Source organism: Blautia sp. CGZ-1-C1, assembly GCF_056504575.1.
The window spans coordinates 1-19,164 of record NZ_JBWLUT010000172.1; the positions used below are offsets into that span (position 1 = coordinate 1).

The window sequence follows — 19,164 nt, forward strand, 5'->3', positions numbered from 1 at the left end:
GCCTGCCGTTATTGTTTTGCCGAAGAGGGAGAGTATCATGGCAGAAGAGCCCTGATGTCTTATGAAGTCGGCAAGAAAGCACTTGATTTCCTGATCGCAAATTCAGGATCCAGAAGAAACCTGGAAGTGGATTTCTTTGGCGGAGAGCCATTGATGAACTGGCAGGTTGTAAAAGATCTGGTAAAATACGGCAGAGAGCAGGAGAAGATTCATAATAAGAACTTCCGTTTTACACTTACTACAAACGGCGTTCTGCTTAATGATGAAGTAATGGAATTCTGCAATAAAGAAATGGCAAATGTTGTACTGAGTGTGGATGGACGTAAGGAAGTACATGATTATATGCGTCCGTTCAGAAAAGGTGCCGGAAGCTATGACCTGATCATGCCGAAATTCCAGAAGTTTGCAGAATCCAGAAATCAGGACAAGTATTATGTAAGAGGTACATTTACACATCATAATCTTGATTTCTCAAAAGATGTGCTTCATCTGGCAGATCTGGGATTTAAACAGATTTCTGTAGAGCCGGTAGTCGCAGCAGATACAGAGGAATATGCGATCCGTGAGGAGGATATTCCGCAGATCATAGAAGAGTATGATGCTCTTGCAAAAGAAATGATCAAGAGAGAAAAAGAGGGAAGAGGATTTAATTTCTTCCACTTTATGATCGATCTGACAGGTGGTCCATGCGTTCACAAGAGACTGTCTGGCTGCGGTTCAGGAACAGAATACCTGGCTGTAACACCATGGGGTGACCTTTACCCATGTCATCAGTTCGTTGGTGAAGAAAAATATCTGATGGGAAATGTAGACGAGGGTATCGTAAAACCAGAGATTCAGAAAGAATTTGGCGGATGCAACGTTTATACAAAGAAAGATTGCAAGAATTGTTTTGCACGTTTCTACTGCAGTGGCGGATGTGCGGCAAATGCATTCCATTTCCAGGGAGATATCAAAGGTAATTATGAAATCGGATGCGAACTCCAGAGAAAACGTGTGGAGTGCGCTATCATGATAAAAGCCGCACTGGCATGTGATTAATCAGCAGGGATGCTGGTTGATAGCGTGATCTGCCGGCTGTTATCATAATAGAAAATGGCCCGGTACATCAATATTTGTTCATAACCGAATCACTTCTTCGATTATGTGCAGGTAGTGAAAGCAGGTAAAGAATATCTGCTTGATGGATGTACATGCAGATGGACACATGACCGCGGACAAATAATCAAGAAGGGAAAAGAACTATGAAGAAAAGTAAAGGAATCGTAGTGCTGCTTCTGACACTGATCCTGACTGTGTTCTTTTGCTTTACTGCAGCCGTAGGTATCGGTCCTACCGGAACCGGTGCAGCAAAACATATCAACACAGGTCTTGATCTTGCCGGTGGTGTCAGCATTACCTACCAGGCCAAGGAAAGTAATCCGACAAGCGAGGAAATGTCAGATACTATCTACAAGCTCCAGAAGCGTGTAGAACAGTACAGTACAGAAGCTCAGGTATATCAGGAAGGATCAGACCGTATCACAGTTGAGATTCCTGGTGTTACAGATGCAGATACCATTCTGAACGATCTGGGTAAACCAGGTTCTCTGTATTTTATCACTCAGCAGGATGCTGACGGAAACCAGAACTTTACAACAGGACAGAACGGCTATGTTCTTTCCAGAACAATGGATGAGATTAAAGAATCCGGAAGTGTTGTTCTGGAGGGCTCTGATGTGGCAGATGCACAGGGTGGTGCCATTCAGAATCAGAACACAAGCGCAAAAGAGTATGTAGTAAGTCTTACACTTACTTCTGACGGAGACAACAGTGGTAAGGCAAAGTTTGCAGAAGCTACAAAAGAGAATGTAGGCAAGCAGATAGCGATTGTTTACGATAATCAGATCATCAGTGCTCCGAACGTAAATGAGGAGATTTCCGGTGGAAAAGCACAGATTAGTGGTATGTCTGATCTGGAAGAAGCACAGAACCTTGCTTCTTATATCCGTATCGGTTCCCTGGGACTGGAACTGGAAGAACTTCGTTCCAGTGTTGTAGCTGCACAGCTTGGTGAGGAAGCAATTTCTACAAGTGTTCTTGCAGGTGCTATCGGCCTTATCATTGTTATTATTTTCATGATCATTGTATACCGCGTACCTGGTGTTGTTGCAGGTGTTGCGCTGATCCTTTATACATCATTGATGCTGATTACACTGAATGCCTTTGACATCACACTTACTCTTCCGGGTATTGCGGGTATTATCCTGGGTATCGGTATGGCGGTGGATGCCAACGTTATTATTTATGCACGTATCCGTGAGGAGATCGGTGCAGGTGTATCCGTAAGAAATTCCATCAAATCCGGTTTCAGCAAAGCTTTCTCCGCGATCTTCGATGGAAATATCACAACTCTGATTGCTGCATTCGTGCTGATGTGGCTTGGATCCGGTACAGTTAAGGGCTTTGCTTATACTCTTGCTCTTGGTATCGTAATCTCTATGTTTACAGCTTTAGTTGTATCACGTCTGGTTGTGAACGCGCTTTATGCAGTTGGAGTTCGCGATGCGAAATTCTACGGAGCTGCTAAAGAACGTAAGGTAGTAGATTTCCTTGGAAAGAAGAAAGTATTCTTCATTATTTCCATTATCCTTATTCTTAGCGGTCCGGTAGCAATGTTTATTCATTCAAATGCCGGAAATAAAGCTTTGAATTACAGCCTTGAGTTCTCAGGTGGTACTTCTACAACTGTTACATTTAATGAGGACATGGACATTAAGACAATTGACTCTGAGGTAACACCAGTTGTTGAAGATGTAACAGGCGATAAGAACGTTCAGCCTACAAAAGTAGTAGGAACAAATCAGGTTGTAATTAAGACACGTTCTCTGGAACAGAGCGAGCGTGAGGCGCTTAAAGATGCACTGGTTGAGAAATTTGGTGTAGATGAGAGCACAATTTCCACAGAGAGTATTTCTTCTACAGTAAGTAAGGAAATGCGTCAGGATGCGATTGTAGCGGTTATCGTAGCTACAATCTGTATGCTCCTTTATATCTGGTTCAGATTTAAAGACATCCGTTTTGCAAGCAGTGCGGTACTTGCACTTCTGCATGATGTTTTAGTTGTACTTGCTTTCTATGCAATCGCGAGAGTATCCGTAGGTAATACATTTATTGCCTGCATGCTTACGATTGTAGGTTATTCCATTAACGCTACGATCGTTATCTTCGACCGTATCCGTGAGAATCTGCACAGCGGTTCCAGAGAGAAACTGGCAGAGATTGTAAATGCAAGTATCACTCAGACACTTACAAGAAGTATTTATACTTCCTTTACAACTTTCGTTATGGTAGCTGTTCTTTATATCATGGGTGTTTCTTCTATCCGTGAGTTCGCAGCACCTCTGATGGTTGGTGTTCTTGTCGGTGCATATTCTTCTGTATGCATTACAGGTGCATTATGGTATGTAATGAAAAAGAAATTTGTAGGAAAAGGACAGCCGGCGATTGCCACAGTTTCCACATCCGGAAAATCTTCTTCTAAACCTAAAAAAGCACGTGACGTATCGCAGAAAGATCCGACTCAGCCTAAGAAGAAAAACAGAAAAAGAGTAGCTGAGCGTCTGGCAGCTGAAGAAGCTGCAAAAAATCAGCAAAATGATGATGCTGAACAGAAATAGAATATTCATCTGATTTAAATGTTCAGATACATACCGTCCCGGGGGATAATCCCCGGGACATTTTTTATAAACGTATTGCATAGCCGATGAAAACTGTATTATTATGTAATAATCCGTGGACATTCACGAGAAAGCAAAAGAAATTAGTTTTGTTTAACTATTATAGATAAATGAGGAGAAAATACATGGAAAAATGGGTAGTAGCTGCAAAGAAGGCGGACTTTAACCTGATAGGCAGACAGTTTCATATTGATCCGGTGATCGCAAGGCTGATCAGAAACAGAGATGTGGTCGGGGAAGAGAAAATAAAAGAATATCTGTTAGGGACAATAGATACGATTCCATCTCCCTGGTTAATGAAAGATATGAAAAAAGCAGTAGACATACTGGAGAAAAAAATACAGCAGCAGGCGAAAATCCGGATTATCGGAGACTATGATATTGATGGTGTAACTTCTACATACATTTTATTGAAAGGCTTGACAAGAATCGGAGCAAATGTAGATACTTATATTCCTGACAGAGTTGCAGACGGATATGGGATCCATGAGCATCTGATAGACAGAGCTGAGTCGGATAAAATTGACACTATCGTAACTTGTGATAATGGAATTGCTGCTTGTGCAGAAATTCAGATGGCAAAAGAAAAAGGCATGACAGTGATCGTAACAGATCATCATGAAATTCCTTACAGAGAGGAAAACGGAGAACGCCGGGTAATATTGCCGCCTGCGGATGCGATTCTGAATCCGAAACAATGTGACTGTTTGTATCCGAATAAAAATCTATGTGGTGCAGTGGTAGCTTTTAAATACATCACAGCTCTTTATGAACGATTTGATATCCAAAAGAAAGAACTGGAAGATTACTATGAGCTGGTTGCAATTGCAACAGTGGGTGATGTCATGGATCTTCAGGGAGAAAACCGTATTCTGGTAAAAGAAGGCCTCAGACGTCTCCCAAATACAAAAAATAAAGGTTTGCAGGAACTGATTCGTGCCAATAATCTGGAGGACTCAAAGATTACAGCCTATCACATTGGATTTGTGTTAGGACCTTGCATCAATGCCAGTGGAAGACTGGACACAGCAGCACGTTCGCTTGCGCTTTTGAATGCGTCGACAAAAGAAGAAGCAGCAAAACTTGCGGGGGATTTAACAGCGCTTAATCAGAGTAGAAAAGCACTTACTGAAAAAGGAAAGGAAGAAGCAATCCAGCTTATAGAAACAACAGAACTGAAAAATGACAGGGTGCTGGTGGTGTATCTTCCGGAATGCCATGAGAGCCTTGCGGGAATTATTGCAGGAAGACTCAGGGAGAAATATCACAAACCCGCATTTGTGCTGACAAGAGGAGAAAAATGTGCAAAAGGCAGTGGAAGATCCATAGAAAGCTATTCCATGTATGATGAACTGGTAAAATGTGCAGATCTGATGGTTCAGTTTGGTGGGCATCCGATGGCGGCAGGACTTTCGATAGAGGAAGAGAATATAGAGAAATTCAGAGAACAGCTGAACCAAAATTGTACATTGACCGAAGAAGATCTAAGGCCTAAGATAGTAATTGATGTGGCAATGCCGATTTCCTATATTACAAAAGAACTGGTAGAACAGATTTCTCTGTTAGAACCTTTTGGAAAGGGAAATGTAAAGCCAATTTTTGCGCAAAAAGGATTAAGAGTGCTTGACAGCAACATTATTGGAAAAAATAAAAATGTGGTAAAGTTAAAACTTCTTGACCCTCAGGGCGCCATAATAGAAGGAATTTATTTTGGAGAAGCAGATGATTTTATGAATTTTATACGAGAAAAGGACAGTATTTCTGTTACTTATTATCCGGAAATTAACAGGTTCAGAGGCCGGGAAAGTCTCCAGATCATTATTCAGAATTATTGTTAAGTATAAGAGTAACGATTGATTCTAAAATAAAAAGGTGATATACTATAAAATATTTATGAGTTAATCTATTACTTGACTAAATAGAACAAGTCTCTGTTTTTTCAGCAAAATTGGGGAAATTATTGAAGATTTGTATTAAATATGCCGGAGGAGAGATAAAATGAAGAAAATTGAAGAATACGTAAGAAGTATACCGGATTTTCCAGAACCGGGGATTATTTTCAGAGATATTACAAGTGTTCTGCAGGACGCAGATGGTCTGCAGCTGGCAATCAATTCTATGCAGGACTGCCTGAAAGATTTAGACGTAGATGTGATCGCGGGTACAGAATCCAGAGGATTTATCTTTGGCGTGCCGATTGCGTATAATCTTCATAAACCATTTGTACCGATTCGTAAGAAAGGGAAACTTCCATGCGAAACAGTATCTGCAAGCTATGAACTGGAGTATGGCAGTGCAGAAATCGAGATGCACAAAGATTCCATCAAACCTGGTCAGAAAGTAGTAATCATTGATGACCTGATCGCAACCGGCGGTACTATCGAAGCAGCCATTAAACTTGTAGAACAGCTTGGCGGAGAAGTGGTCAAAGTTGTATTTCTGATGGAACTTGCAGGATTAAAAGGACGTGAAAGACTGAAAGGATATGATGTAGCATCCGTGATTTGTTATGACGGTAAATAAGCACGACTGATCGTGCAGGACAGGCAGGTGGGAGTATATGGCAGAGATGACGAAAGGTACAGAAGCAAAAAAAGATGAGATGCAGGTTGAAAAAGAAAAACTGGAATCTGTAAAAAGAGCAGATGCAGCGGTAAAAACCATGCATGATTTTACAAGTCCGGAGGTGCTTTACAAAGAACTGATAAACAGTGTCTTAAAGTATCATCCGTCCACAGACATTTCTATGATAGAGAAAGCATATAAGGTTGCGAGTGAGGCGCATGAGGGACAGAAGAGGAAGTCCGGTGAACCATATATCATCCATCCTTTGTGTGTGGCAATCATTCTGGCAGATCTGGAGCTGGATAAAGAGACAATCGTGGCAGGTCTTCTTCATGACGCGGTCGAGGATACCTGGATGACTTATGAAGAAGTTGAGAAGGAATTTGGTTCAGAAGTTGCACTTCTTGTAGATGGTGTTACCAAGCTGGGACAGCTGTCTTATTCGGCGGACAAAGTGGAAGTTCAGGCAGAGAATCTAAGAAAGATGTTCCTTGCTATGGCAAAGGATATCCGAGTCATTCTGATCAAACTTGCTGACCGCCTTCATAATATGCGTACTCTGCAGTATATGCGCCCTGAGAAACAGCAGGAAAAAGCAAGAGAGACGATGGATATTTATGCTCCTATTGCCATGCGTCTCGGTATTTCCAAGATAAAAGTAGAACTGGACGATTTGTCACTGAAATATCTGAAACCAGATGTTTATTATGATCTGGTAGAGAAGATTGCTTTGCGCAAGAGTGAGAGGGAACAGTTTGTAGGTGCAATCGTAAAAGAAGTCAAGAAACACATGGAAGATGCCAGTATTAAATCACAGGTAGACGGACGTGTGAAACATTTCTTCAGCATCTACAAGAAGATGGTAAATCAGGATAAGACGATCGACCAGATTTATGATCTGTTTGCAGTCCGTATTCTGGTAGATACAGTAAAAGACTGTTATGCTGCCCTTGGCGTGATTCATGAGATGTACAAACCGATTCCGGGAAGATTTAAGGATTATATTGCCATGCCAAAACCCAATATGTATCAGTCACTGCATACGACTCTGATTGGTCCAAATGGACAGCCGTTTGAGATACAGATTCGTACTTATGAGATGCACAGAACTGCTGAGTATGGTATCGCGGCACACTGGAAATATAAGGAATCTTCTGACGGCAAAGCACCTGTAGGAAAGAGTGAAGAAGAGAAGCTTAACTGGTTGCGTCAGATCTTGGAATGGCAGAGAGATATGTCTGACAACAAAGAGTTTATGAGTCTTCTGAAAAATGACCTTGACCTTTTTGCAGACAGTGTTTACTGCTTTACTCCACAGGGAGATGTCAAGACACTTCCAAGTGGTTCGACACCGGTTGACTTTGCTTACAGTGTCCACAGCGCAGTTGGAAATAAGATGGTAGGTGCGCGTGTAAACGGAAAGCTTGTTCCTATTGAATACGAGATCAAGAATGGTGACCGTATTGAGATCATTACTTCACAGAATTCTCAGGGACCGAGCCGTGACTGGCTGAAACTGGTTAAGAGTACACAGGCGAAAAACAAAATTAACCAGTGGTTTAAGAAAGAATTAAAAGAAGATAACATCCTTAAGGGTAAGGAAATGCTTGCGCAGTATGCCCGTGCAAAGGGATTTAAGATTGTAAATTATAATAAGCCTCAGTATCTGGAGGCTGTTATGCATAAATATGGATTCCGCGACTGGGATTCCGTACTTGCTGCGATTGGTCATGGCGGACTAAAAGAAGGTCAGGTATTTAATAAGCTGGTAGAAGCCTATGACAAGGAGAATAAGAAGTCTCTGACAGATGAGCAGGTTCTGGAAGCTGCATCGGAAACACAGGAGAAGCTTCATATTGCGAAGAGCAAGAGCGGTATTGTGGTAAAAGGTATTCATGATGTGGCGGTTCGTTTTTCAAAATGTTGTAATCCGATCCCGGGTGATGAGATCGTAGGTTTTGTCACAAGAGGACGTGGAATTACAATTCACCGTACAGACTGTATCAATGTGCTGAATATGTCAGAACTTGACCGAAGCCGGTTGATCGAGGCAGAATGGCAGCAGCCTGACAATAAGGAAAAAGAGAAGTACATGGCTGAGATTCAGGTATATGCGAATAACCGTACAGGACTTCTTGTTGATCTTTCTAAGATATTTACAGAACGTAAGATTGACCTTAGAAGTATTAACAGCCGTACAAGCAAGCAGGAGAAAGCAACCATTTCCATGAGCTTTGAAATCGGAAGCAAGGAGGAACTGCGTTCTCTGATAGAGAAAATCCGTCAGGTAGAAAGTGTCATTGATGTTGAGAGAACGACCGGCTGATCACAGAAAACCGATGGATAGAAAGGGATAACATGAAGAACTTAGAGTTACAGAAATGTATATTAGGACCTGTATATACAAACTGCTATTTCCTTAAAAATAAAGAAACCGGAGAGCTGATCATTATAGATCCGGCAGACTGTCCGGAGAAGATTGAGCTGAAAGTTTCTCAGATGAATGGAAAACCGGTGGCAATTCTGCTTACACATGGACATTTTGACCATATCATGGCAGCTCAGGCAGTGAAAGAGAAATACAATATTCCGATTTATGCCTGTCGTCAGGAAGAAGAGATGCTTCGGGAACCGGAGATTAATATGACAGCACATTGTGGAAGAGATTGTTCCATTGCGCCGGATGTTTTTCTTGAAGATCTGGACGTGGTTAAGATTGCTGGTTTTTCTGTTCAGATGATTCATACACCGGGACATACCAAGGGAAGCTGCTGTTATTATCTGAAAGATGAGGCGGTATTGTTTAGTGGCGATACTGTTTTTTATGGTTCGGTGGGAAGAACAGATTTTCCGGGAGGAAGTACAGCACAGATCGTGCAGAGTCTGCATAAACTGGTAGATTCTCTTCCGGAAGAAACAGAAGTTTTTCCAGGACATGATGTATCTACAAGCATTGGCTATGAAAAGAGGTATAATCCATTTGTATAAGATAGGCATTCTGTTTGAGAACAGAGAATTTGAACATGATGTTTATGAATTGATTAAAGCATTTTATCCCGAGGCGGAGATACATACTCTTTATGAAGATGATGAAGCAGAGTATGACCTCCGCTTCTGCGTGGAACGGGATAATGAAAATTATTTCATAAAATATGATAGAAAAGAAAATCCGGAAATTAAAGAAACGGAAATAAAAGGTGTAGCTTCTGCGGAAGTGATCACGGATAGTGCAGTGAAAGATCCTCATGCACTGAGAAAAGAGAATAAGGATTCTATTAAGTATGCATTGTACCAGCTTCTGGTGAAATTAACGGGCAGAACACTTCCATGGGGAAATCTGACCGGAATTCGTCCGGCTAAACTGGCAATGGGAATGATCGAATCCGGTATGAAGAACACAGAAGCTGCACAGGAGATGAGAGAAAAATATCTGGTAAGTCCGCAGAAAACAGCCCTTGCCATTACGATTGCCAACAGGGAAAGAGAAATTCTCAAAGATATTGATTATGAGAATGGATACAGCCTTTATATCGGAATCCCGTTCTGTCCGAGTATCTGTCTGTATTGTTCTTTCAGTTCGTATCCGCTGAAAGTGTGGGAGAAAAGATCAGATGAGTACGTAGAAGCCCTTTGCAAAGAAGTAAGAGAAACGGCTCTTATGATGAAGGGCAGAAAACTGGATACCATTTATATAGGAGGTGGTACTCCGACCACATTACTTCCGCATCAGATCCGGAAACTTCTGGATACTGTTGGAGAAGCTTTTGGTTACGAGGGGCTGGCTGAATTTACTGTAGAAGCCGGCAGACCAGATAGTATCACACGAGAGAAACTGATGGCAATTCGGGAATATCCGGTGACCAGAATTTCTGTAAATCCGCAGACAATGAATCAGGAGACCTTGGAGATTATCGGGCGTAAACATACAGTAGACCAGACAAAGGAAGCCTTTCATCTGGCAAGAGAACTGGGATTTGATAACATTAATATGGATCTGATCGTAGGTCTTCCTGGAGAGGACATTCATATGGTAGAACGTACTCTTGAACAGATCCGTGAACTGTCTCCGGACAGCATGACGGTACATTCTCTGGCAGTTAAGCGTGCAGCACGGTTAAATATTTTCAAAGAAAAATATCAGGAAATGTCTTTTGAGAACAATCAGGAGATCATGGATCTCACGATGAAAACAGCATATGAGATGGAAATGGGCCCTTATTATCTGTACAGACAGAAGAATATGAAGGGAAATTTTGAAAATGTTGGCTATGCAAAGGTTGACAAAGCTGGAATTTACAATATACTGATTATGGAGGAAAAACAGCCGATCATTGCACTGGGTGCAGGTGGTTCTTCCAAGCTGGTCTTTGACCATGGCAAAAGGATCGAACGTGTGGAGAATGTAAAGGATGTTTCCAATTATATTTCACGCATTGATGAGATGATTGAGAGAAAACGGACAGCAATAGCTACCTGGCTGTAGGATGTGGAGGTAACACTTTGAATACAGTACAAAAGACAGCAGTGGGTTCGCAGGAGAGGATTCTGGAGTTTGACCTTGCTTCTGAACTGCATCATGGGATGATGGTAAGTAATCTTGCTTATGCACTTGCGGAAGAGATGGGATTGCCGCATGAACAGTGCTATGAACTTGCGATTGCGGGAATGCTCCATGATATAGGAAAGCTGAAGCTGACAAGTTATATCAACGGACAGGAACAGGATCCTCTTGTGATTGAGGAACTGAAGTATGTCCGTATGCATTCAACATTGGGATATGAGGAACTGAAAGGACAGGGATATTCGGACTTTGTATTGGAGAGTATCCTGTACCATCATGAGAATTATGATGGCAGCGGATATCCGGCCAATAAGGCAGGGGAGGACATTCCGATAGGTGCCCGGATTCTCAGAGTCTGCGATGTATATGCGGCATTGATTTCAGACAGACCGTACAGAAAAGCCTTTGACATTTCTGCGGTTATGGAACTGATGATCGATGAGGTCAAGAATTTTGATATGCAGGTTTTTCTGGCATTTCAGAGAGTGGTTCATAATGGAGACGGACAGAGTTTCCGAAAATGAAACAGGGCTGATATATTACTGAGGAGATAAAGAAGGAATCAGTAATGTTGAATACGATAAAAGAGGAGGACAACATGGCATTAAAGAAGAAACCGGTAACCGGTATGAAAGACATTTTACCAAAAGAGATGGAGATTCGTAACTATGTGATGAACATGATTCGTGAGACATACGGAACTTTTGGATTTTCATCTATAGAGACACCATGTGTAGAACACATTGAGAATCTTTCCAGTAAACAGGGCGGAGAGAATGAAAAACTGATTTTCAAGATCCTGAAACGTGGAGAAAAACTAAAACTTACAGAAGCTGAGGCAGAGGGTGATCTGGTTGATTCCGGACTTCGCTATGACCTGACTGTACCGCTTTCCAGATACTATTCAAACAATGCAAACGAGCTTCCGGCTCCGTTTAAGGCACTTCAGATGGGAAATGTATGGAGAGCAGACAGACCGCAGAGAGGACGTTTCCGTCAGTTTATGCAGTGTGATATCGATATTCTGGGGGAGCCTACTTACCTGGCTGAGATTGAACTGGTTCTGGCTACTACAACTTTGCTTGGAAAGCTGGATTTCCACAACTTTACCATCCGTATCAATGACAGAAAGATTTTAAAGGCAATGGCCCAGTACAGTGGATTCCCGCAGGAGAGCTTTGACACAGTATTTATCATTTTGGACAAGATGGATAAGATTGGTATTGAAGGTGTTGCAGAAGAACTGGAGAAAGAAGGATTTGCCAAAGAAAGTATTGACACTTATCTTGGACTTTTCAAAGAAATCACTTCTGATATCGAAGGTGTTCGCTACTGTAAAGAGAAATTAAAAGATGTTCTGGATTCAAAGGTAGCTGAGGACCTTGAAACAATCATTTCTACTGTAGATTCTGTCAAGACAGCAGATTTTAAGATGTCTTTCGATCCGACTTTGGTACGTGGAATGTCTTATTATACAGGACCGATTTTTGAAATCTCTATGGATGAGTTTGGCGGCAGCGTAGGCGGCGGTGGACGCTATGATGAGATGATCGGTAAATTTACAGGAAACAATACATCTGCCTGCGGATTTTCAATTGGATTCGAGAGAATCGTAATGCTTCTTCTTGAGAGAAATTATGAAATCCCGACAAAGAATGGTAAGAAAGCATATCTTATCGAGAAGAATATGCCGGCAGACAAGATGCTGACGATTCTGAAACAGGCTCAGGAAGAGCGTAATGTCGGAACACAGATCAATATTTCTATTATGAAGAAGAATAAGAAATTCCAGAAAGATCAGATGACAGCAGAGGGCTATACAGAGTTTGTAGAATTCTTTAAAGACAGAATGTAATAATTCGTAACTGTTCAGCAACATTGCGGGATAGCAGACTGCTGGATAGTTACAACAATTCTTATAATATAGAAAGCATGAAAAGAGGAAAGAAACATGGCTGAAAGTATGCAGGGACTGCACAGAACATGCCGATGTGCAGAAGTAACAAAGGAAATGATCGGCAAAGAAGTTGTCCTTATGGGATGGGTTCAGAAAGCCCGCGATAAAGGCGGAATTATTTTCGTAGATTTAAGAGACCGTTCCGGTATCATGCAGCTGATTTTTGAAAATGGCAGCATTGATGAAGAAGGTTTTGCAAAAGCAGGTAAACTGAGAAGTGAATTCGTAATCGCTGTTACCGGTGTGGTAGAAGAAAGAGGCGGCGCTGTTAATAAGAATCTTGCAACAGGTGAAATTGAGCTTCGCGTAAAATCCCTTCGTGTTCTGTCTGAAGCAGAGGTACCTCCGTTCCCAATTGAAGAGAACAGCAAGACAAAAGATGAAATCCGTCTGAAATATCGTTATCTTGACTTAAGAAGACCTGACCTTCAGAAGAACATTATGCTTAAGAGCAAAGTCATGATGCTTACAAGACAGTTCTTCGCAAAAGAAGGATTCCTTGAAATTGAAACTCCGATGCTTGGTAAGAGTACACCGGAAGGTGCAAGAGATTATCTGGTACCGTCTCGTGTTCATCCGGGACATTTCTATGGTCTGCCACAGTCTCCGCAGCTGTACAAACAGCTTCTGATGTGCTCTGGTTATGACCGTTATATCCAGATTGCAAGATGTTTCCGTGACGAAGACCTTCGTGCGGACAGACAGCCGGAATTTACTCAGATCGATATGGAACTCTCTTTTGTAGATGTTGATGACGTAATCGATGTAAATGAGAGATTCCTTGCTTATCTGTTCAAGGAAGTACTTGATATTGATGTAAAACTTCCAATCCAGCGTATCACATGGCAGGAAGCTATGGACAGATTTGGTTCTGATAAACCGGATATGCGTTTCGGAATGGAACTTCATGATGTAAGTGATGTAGTTAAAAACTGTGGATTCAGCGTGTTTACTTCTGCGTTGGAAAATGGCGGCAGTGTTCGTGGTATCAATGCAGAAGGACAGGGCGCTATGCCACGTAAGAAAATTGACAAACTGGTTGAGTTTGCTAAAGGTTACGGTGCAAAAGGCCTTGCATACATTGCAATCGCTGAAGATGGCACAAGAAAATCTTCTTTTGCTAAATTCATGACAGATGAAGAAATGGATGCTCTGGTAACAGCTATGGATGGTAAAGCAGGAGACTTACTTCTGTTTGCAGCAGATAAGAAGAAACTGGTTTATGATGTACTTGGCGCACTTCGTCTGGAACTTGCAAAGCAGATGGATCTTCTTGATAAGAATGAGTATCGTTTCGTATGGGTAACAGAGTTCCCGCTTCTTGAATGGAGTGAAGAAGAGAATCGTTTCACAGCAATGCATCATCCATTTACCATGCTTATGGAAGAGGACCTTCCACTTCTGGATACAGATCCTGGAAAAGTTCGTGCAAAAGCATATGATATCGTATTAAACGGTAATGAAATTGGTGGAGGAAGTGTCAGAATCCATCAGGATGATATTCAGGAGAGAATGTTTGAAGCACTTGGATTCACAAAAGAAGCTGCTCACGAGCAGTTCGGATTCCTTCTGGACGCATTCAAATATGGAGTTCCGCCTCACGCCGGACTGGCATACGGACTTGACCGTCTGGTAATGCTTATGGCGAAAGTTGACAGCATCCGTGACGTAATCGCATTCCCGAAAGTTAAAGATGCTTCCTGTCTGATGACTCAGTCTCCGAGCCGCGTAAGCGAGGAGCAGTTAAAAGAACTGGAACTGGAAGTAAGACCGGAGGAAGTAACTGAATAAGGATGGAGCTTACAATTCAGACGTTTTTGATTGTATGCCCGTTGGTATTCCTTGCAGGATTAGTTGATTCTATCGCAGGCGGGGGTGGTTTGATCTCCCTGCCTGCGTATCTGCTTGCAGGGGTTCCGATGCACAATGCGATAGCAACGAATAAATTATCCTCGGCAACTGGGACAGCGATTTCAACAGCACGTTTATGTAAGAATAAATTTGTGGACTGGGGAGTTGCACTGCCATGTATTTCCATGGCTCTTGTCGGTTCTTTTGCAGGCGCTCATATTGCGCTTCTTGCCAGTGATAAGATATTAAAATGGATGCTGATTCCGGTACTTCCTATTGTTGCGTTTTATGTAATGAAGAAGAAAAATCTGGATGATAACAGCAATGTAGAGATTTCCAGAAAGAAACAGTGGATTTTGTGTGCGGTGTGTTCTCTGGCTGTTGGCTGCTACGATGGCTTTTATGGGCCGGGAACTGGTACGTTTCTGCTTATTTTATATACAGGAGTAGCAAAACTTCCCGTAGCGAAAGCTTCCGGAACTATGAAACTTGCAAATCTTTCTTCTAATATAATGGCATTAGTTGTTTTTTTATTTAGTGGAAAGATTGTCATATATCTTGGACTTGCAGCTTCTGTTTTTTCCATTGCAGGGCATTATGTAGGATCTGGAATGGTAATGAAAAATGGAAATAAAATCGTAAGACCGATTATTCTGATAGTTCTGGTTTTACTGTTTATCAAAATTATAACGGGGATGTAAAAAGAATAAGACAAAGATTAAAAAGACCACCATATCATAGAATGATTCAGAAAAGGAATATTTCTGTGATATGATGGCCTTTTTAGTTATTTGGTGTAGAGCCACGTAGCGAAAGCGGATTGCGAATATCCGATTGACTAATCGTTAATTGGAACTGCTTTCAGTAGAAGTATTATCATCTGTCTGCTTATCTGTATCGGCAGAAATATTTTCATCCTCAGAATCAGAAGTCTCGAGAGGAGAATCTGTCAAAGTACCGAAAATAGCATTTCCCAAAGTATTTCCCTCATCCTGAAGTTTCCAGGATACCCCATCATTGATTAGAACAAAATCTACATCGTTGACGGTAGTAACGGTATTATCATTGATGCTGTTCAGAAGAATTTCGAAAGATTTTTCGTATCGTTTCTGAGAGCCATCGATAACTGCTTCAGCAGAAGCCAGATATTTATCAAGCTTTTCCTGATAATCAGCCAGGATCGAATCACTGTCAAAGGTTGTAATTTCAGTTGTAACAGTGGCATTGTATCCATTTTCACTGCTGGATTTAATGACATAATTAAAATTTTTATGAATCTGTTCGGCAAGTGCTGAGGCAATGGAATTTTTTGCAGTATCGGATGTATTCATGATATTTACTACACCCAGATAAGATGTCATTTCTTTCAGATTCAGTTTCTGTAGAGTGTCAAGATAGACAGTCAGGGTATCTTCCGGTGAAAGAATATCCGGATCAGCCAGATTGGCTATGAGACCGCCGACGAGCTCATCTTCAAGGGAACTTGTACGCTGAATCTCCCATTTTTCTTTTTTATCACTGCCGGTATTAATAAGCTGAATGGAACAGTCTGTTTCAGTTGAATCATATTTGTTCGTATCCAAAAGATGATTCAGAATCAGATAATGTGCCTCAAGTGATTTGGAAGAATCTTTGATATTTCCAGTCTGGGCCTGTGCAGCTTCTGTGATTTCGGTCCGAAGCAGTTCTGCTGCGAAATCTCTGGCAAGAGGCTTGGCATCGATTGTAGTAAGTTTCACAGAAGCAGTGGCTGAATTATTTGCCGTGTCGACGCTGATATCCAGAATTTTGTAATCAAATTTCTGGAAAAAGAGAGAAAATACTTCATTGATTTCATCGGATAATGCAGTGTTTTCTGTAGCATCGGGGAACAGCTCTTTATACGGTATATATTTTTGAGTTGTTTCTGAATTAAGATTCTTTAACTGATCCAACTCATTTCTGACAACATTTTTTACATTTGACCCGCTTTTATGTGAACAGCCGCTGTTCATAAATACAGCGAAAAAAACAAATAAAATATAAAGCAAAGGAGCCAGACGTTTCTTTGTGTTCATGCGTATTCTTTCCTTTCACAATACTTTCTGAGTATTTTACCAGATTTTGCGGTGACTGTCAAAAAAACGAAAAACATGAACGAATTTCATAAAATAAACGTGAAAAAATTGTGAAAAATGACATCATTTAGATGCAAAGCTTTTTTTTTAAGATAGAATCTGATATGATAGGGAAGTGAAAGTTACAGGAAAACGTAACTATATAAATACGAAGTAAAAAAATAGTAGTGTATAATAGATGTCGACATCAAAAATGCGATAATATCAAGGAGGCAACTATGAAAAAACGTATTATCATCGTTTTGGGAATCCTGATTGCTGCGGGTGGTATTGGAAGTGGCGTATGGTATCATTTTAATGGAAGTGGTCAGAGTGGCTCCGGGGATACAGTAGTTTATGTATCTAAAGTGAGTGTGATCACAGGAGCTGAAACAGCTGCGACCAACCGCTTTGCAGGTGTAGTGGAACCACAGGAAACTGTAAACGTTAAGATAGAAAGCGGACGTAAAGTAAAAGAGGTTCAGGTAAAGACCGGTGAAGAGGTAAAAAAAGGCCAGCTTCTTTTTGAATATGATCTTAGCAGTATCGAGGATGACTTAAAGCAGGCACAGCTTGATCTGGATAGATTAAAGAATGAGCAGATCAGCCTGACAGAACAGATTTCTACTTTGGAAGCTGAGAAGAAAAAGGCAAAAGCGGAAGATCAGCTTTCATACACGATTGAGATTGAAACAAATAAAATGAATCTCAAGAAAAATGAATATAGCCAGAAGAGTAAACAGTCTGAAATTGATAAGCTTCAGAGTGCCACACAGAATACAGAAGTCAGAAGTGAGATTGATGGTGTGATTCAGAAAATTGACACCTCCAAGATGACAAGTGATGACGGAGATTCTGTGGATGACAGTAGCGCAATGGATAGCACCTCATCAAGTGACAGCAGTTCAGACAGCTCTGCATTTATTACAATTCTCAGTACCGGGGCTTATCGGGTAAAGGGAAAAGTTAATGAACAGAATAGAGATTCGATTGTGCCTGGTGAAGCTGTAATTATCAGATCCAGAGTAGATAGCAGTAAGACGTGGAAGGGAACAATGGGATCTATTGATGTTAATAATGGAACATCAGATGATAGCAGCAATGATATGTATTTTGGAATGTCGAGCACAAGTTCTGATGATCAGACGACATCTACTTCATATCCTTTTTATGTTGAACTGGATTCTTCAGAGAATCTGATGCTTGGACAGCATGTATACATAGAGCGTGATATCGGGCAGGATGATCAGAAAGATGGACTGTGGCTCAGTGACTATTATATTCTGGACACAGACACCAATGAGCCGTATGTATGGGCTGCCAATGACAAGAACAGACTGGAGAAGCGTTATGTAACTTTAGGAAAGCATGATGATGATCTGGGCGAATATGAAATTGTTGATGGTCTGACAAAGAAAGACGCGATTGCATTCCCGACAGAAGCTTTGGAAGAAGGGGAGAAAACAGAAGTTGGAGATCTGGCACAGACAATGAGCGGTGGTGCTGACGGAATTACAGATATGGATGATGATTCCTATGGAGCGGATGGATCTGTCAGTGATATGACAGATATGGAATCATCTGCGGATGATTTTACAGAGCCGGATATGGATGAAAGCTCAACAGACACAACAGACAATAGTTCTGATACAGATGATGTAATTGATCCGAATGAAGAACTTGTACCAATCGATGAGGCACCGGGTATGAGCGCAGACGGAGATGTGGAGGGGATTGAATGATACTGGAATTAAAAGGTATTTATAAAGAATATCTGCAGGGTAAAATGAAAGTCCCGGTATTAAAAGACGTAAATTTTTCTATGGAAGAAGGAGAATATGTAGCAATCATGGGTCCTTCCGGTTCCGGAAAAACTACATTGATGAATATTATCGGATGCCTGGATAAACAGACAGAGGGGACTTTCTTTCTGGATGGTCAGGATATTAAAGCATGTTCGGAGAACGCAATGTCAGATATCCGGCTCAATAAAATAGGATTTGTATTTCAGAGTTTTCATCTGCTTCCGAAACAGAGTGCATTGGCAAATGTGGAAATGCCGTTAAATTATGCGAAGGTGCCAAAGAAAGAAAGAAGGGAAAGAGCTCTGAGAGCTCTTGACAGAGTGGGCTTGTCAGACCGAGTTGATTTTAAACCCAATCAGTTATCTGGTGGTCAGATGCAGCGAGTTGCCATTGCGAGAGCTATTGTCAATAACCCAAAGCTTCTTCTGGCAGATGAGCCAACAGGTGCTCTTGACAGTAAGTCCGGGGCACAGGTTATGGAACTTTTCCAGAAACTGAACGATGAAGGTGTATCCGTATTAATGATCACTCATGATGCAGATATCGCAGCACATGCAAAGAGAGTGGTTACGATCAAAGATGGAATCCTTCAGGAAAAGAGGTGATCTTC

The 19,164-nt window shown here is 41.4% G+C and carries 14 protein-coding genes; 13 read left to right on the forward strand and 1 reads right to left on the reverse strand.

The features are described 5' to 3' along the window. The 11 genes from scfB to AC058W_RS15875 form a co-directional block, all read left to right on the forward strand. Positions 1-1,041 (forward strand): thioether cross-link-forming SCIFF peptide maturase (scfB, locus tag AC058W_RS15825; RefSeq protein ID WP_479390300.1); only part of this gene is annotated, 1,041 nt, incomplete at its 5' end. A 203-nt stretch (positions 1,042-1,244) separates the two neighbouring features. Then, positions 1,245-3,659 (forward strand): protein translocase subunit SecD, encoded by a 2,415-nt coding sequence (secD, locus tag AC058W_RS15830; RefSeq protein ID WP_118137489.1) that lies wholly within the window; start codon positions 1,245-1,247, stop codon positions 3,657-3,659. Between the two features lie 185 nt (positions 3,660-3,844). After that, positions 3,845-5,557 (forward strand): single-stranded-DNA-specific exonuclease RecJ, encoded by a 1,713-nt coding sequence (recJ, locus tag AC058W_RS15835; RefSeq protein WP_118137487.1) that lies wholly within the window; start codon positions 3,845-3,847, stop codon positions 5,555-5,557. 160 nt (positions 5,558-5,717) lie between these two features. Then, on the forward strand, positions 5,718-6,242 hold the full coding sequence (locus AC058W_RS15840; protein WP_117844283.1) for an adenine phosphoribosyltransferase: 525 nt from the start codon (positions 5,718-5,720) through the stop codon (positions 6,240-6,242). 37 nt (positions 6,243-6,279) lie between these two features. Continuing rightward, on the forward strand, positions 6,280-8,610 hold the full coding sequence (locus AC058W_RS15845) for a RelA/SpoT family protein (protein ID WP_118137485.1): 2,331 nt from the start codon (positions 6,280-6,282) through the stop codon (positions 8,608-8,610). Positions 8,611-8,642: 32 nt separating this feature from the next. Next, positions 8,643-9,272: an MBL fold metallo-hydrolase gene (locus AC058W_RS15850; protein ID WP_117675433.1), complete on the forward strand. Its 630-nt coding sequence runs from the start codon at positions 8,643-8,645 to the stop codon at positions 9,270-9,272. Beyond that, positions 9,244-10,767 carry a coproporphyrinogen dehydrogenase HemZ gene (hemZ, locus tag AC058W_RS15855; protein WP_479390301.1) on the forward strand — a complete coding sequence of 508 codons (1,524 nt, stop codon included), beginning with the start codon at positions 9,244-9,246 and terminating at the stop codon, positions 10,765-10,767. Before AC058W_RS15850 ends, hemZ begins: the two co-directional genes overlap by 29 nt. 17 nt (positions 10,768-10,784) lie before the next feature. After that, positions 10,785-11,369 (forward strand): HD-GYP domain-containing protein, encoded by a 585-nt coding sequence (locus AC058W_RS15860; RefSeq protein ID WP_330489911.1) that lies wholly within the window; start codon positions 10,785-10,787, stop codon positions 11,367-11,369. A 74-nt stretch (positions 11,370-11,443) separates the two neighbouring features. Then, positions 11,444-12,700 carry a histidine--tRNA ligase gene (gene hisS / locus AC058W_RS15865; RefSeq protein ID WP_479390307.1) on the forward strand — a complete coding sequence of 419 codons (1,257 nt, stop codon included), beginning with the start codon at positions 11,444-11,446 and terminating at the stop codon, positions 12,698-12,700. A gap of 96 nt (positions 12,701-12,796) precedes the next feature. Next, the gene (gene aspS / locus AC058W_RS15870; RefSeq protein ID WP_117675428.1) at positions 12,797-14,593 is read left to right on the forward strand and encodes an aspartate--tRNA ligase; all 1,797 of its coding nucleotides are present in this window, start codon (positions 12,797-12,799) and stop codon (positions 14,591-14,593) included. A 2-nt stretch (positions 14,594-14,595) separates the two neighbouring features. Further along, positions 14,596-15,354: a sulfite exporter TauE/SafE family protein gene (locus AC058W_RS15875; protein ID WP_008703716.1), complete on the forward strand. Its 759-nt coding sequence runs from the start codon at positions 14,596-14,598 to the stop codon at positions 15,352-15,354. 144 nt (positions 15,355-15,498) lie between these two features. Here the strand turns inward: AC058W_RS15875 and AC058W_RS15880 are convergent, their stop codons facing one another. Further along, positions 15,499-16,710 carry a hypothetical protein gene (locus tag AC058W_RS15880; RefSeq protein WP_117675426.1) on the reverse strand — a complete coding sequence of 404 codons (1,212 nt, stop codon included), beginning with the start codon at positions 16,708-16,710 and terminating at the stop codon, positions 15,499-15,501. Positions 16,711-16,988: 278 nt separating this feature from the next. On the opposite strand from AC058W_RS15880, the gene AC058W_RS15885 reads away from it, so the two are divergent. Next, positions 16,989-18,491: an efflux RND transporter periplasmic adaptor subunit gene (locus tag AC058W_RS15885; RefSeq protein ID WP_117675424.1), complete on the forward strand. Its 1,503-nt coding sequence runs from the start codon at positions 16,989-16,991 to the stop codon at positions 18,489-18,491. After that, positions 18,488-19,159: an ABC transporter ATP-binding protein gene (locus tag AC058W_RS15890; protein WP_117675422.1), complete on the forward strand. Its 672-nt coding sequence runs from the start codon at positions 18,488-18,490 to the stop codon at positions 19,157-19,159. Before AC058W_RS15885 ends, AC058W_RS15890 begins: the two co-directional genes overlap by 4 nt. The last annotated feature ends 5 nt before the right edge of the window (positions 19,160-19,164 follow it).

Excerpts from the sequence above, each read along its gene's own strand:
- secD (WP_118137489.1), top strand. The coding sequence starts at position 1,245 with ATGAAGAAAAGTAAAGGAATCGTAGTGCTGCTTCTGACACTGATCCTG.
- recJ (WP_118137487.1), top strand. The coding sequence starts at position 3,845 with ATGGAAAAATGGGTAGTAGCTGCAAAGAAGGCGGACTTTAACCTGATA.
- AC058W_RS15840 (WP_117844283.1), top strand. The coding sequence starts at position 5,718 with ATGAAGAAAATTGAAGAATACGTAAGAAGTATACCGGATTTTCCAGAA.
- AC058W_RS15845 (WP_118137485.1), top strand. The coding sequence starts at position 6,280 with ATGGCAGAGATGACGAAAGGTACAGAAGCAAAAAAAGATGAGATGCAG.
- AC058W_RS15850 (WP_117675433.1), top strand. The coding sequence starts at position 8,643 with ATGAAGAACTTAGAGTTACAGAAATGTATATTAGGACCTGTATATACA.
- hemZ (WP_479390301.1), top strand. The coding sequence starts at position 9,244 with ATGAAAAGAGGTATAATCCATTTGTATAAGATAGGCATTCTGTTTGAG.
- hisS (WP_479390307.1), top strand. The coding sequence starts at position 11,444 with ATGGCATTAAAGAAGAAACCGGTAACCGGTATGAAAGACATTTTACCA.
- aspS (WP_117675428.1), top strand. The coding sequence starts at position 12,797 with ATGGCTGAAAGTATGCAGGGACTGCACAGAACATGCCGATGTGCAGAA.
- AC058W_RS15875 (WP_008703716.1), top strand. The coding sequence starts at position 14,596 with ATGGAGCTTACAATTCAGACGTTTTTGATTGTATGCCCGTTGGTATTC.
- AC058W_RS15880 (WP_117675426.1), bottom strand. The coding sequence starts at position 16,710 with ATGAACACAAAGAAACGTCTGGCTCCTTTGCTTTATATTTTATTTGTT.
- AC058W_RS15885 (WP_117675424.1), top strand. The coding sequence starts at position 16,989 with ATGAAAAAACGTATTATCATCGTTTTGGGAATCCTGATTGCTGCGGGT.
- AC058W_RS15890 (WP_117675422.1), top strand. The coding sequence starts at position 18,488 with ATGATACTGGAATTAAAAGGTATTTATAAAGAATATCTGCAGGGTAAA.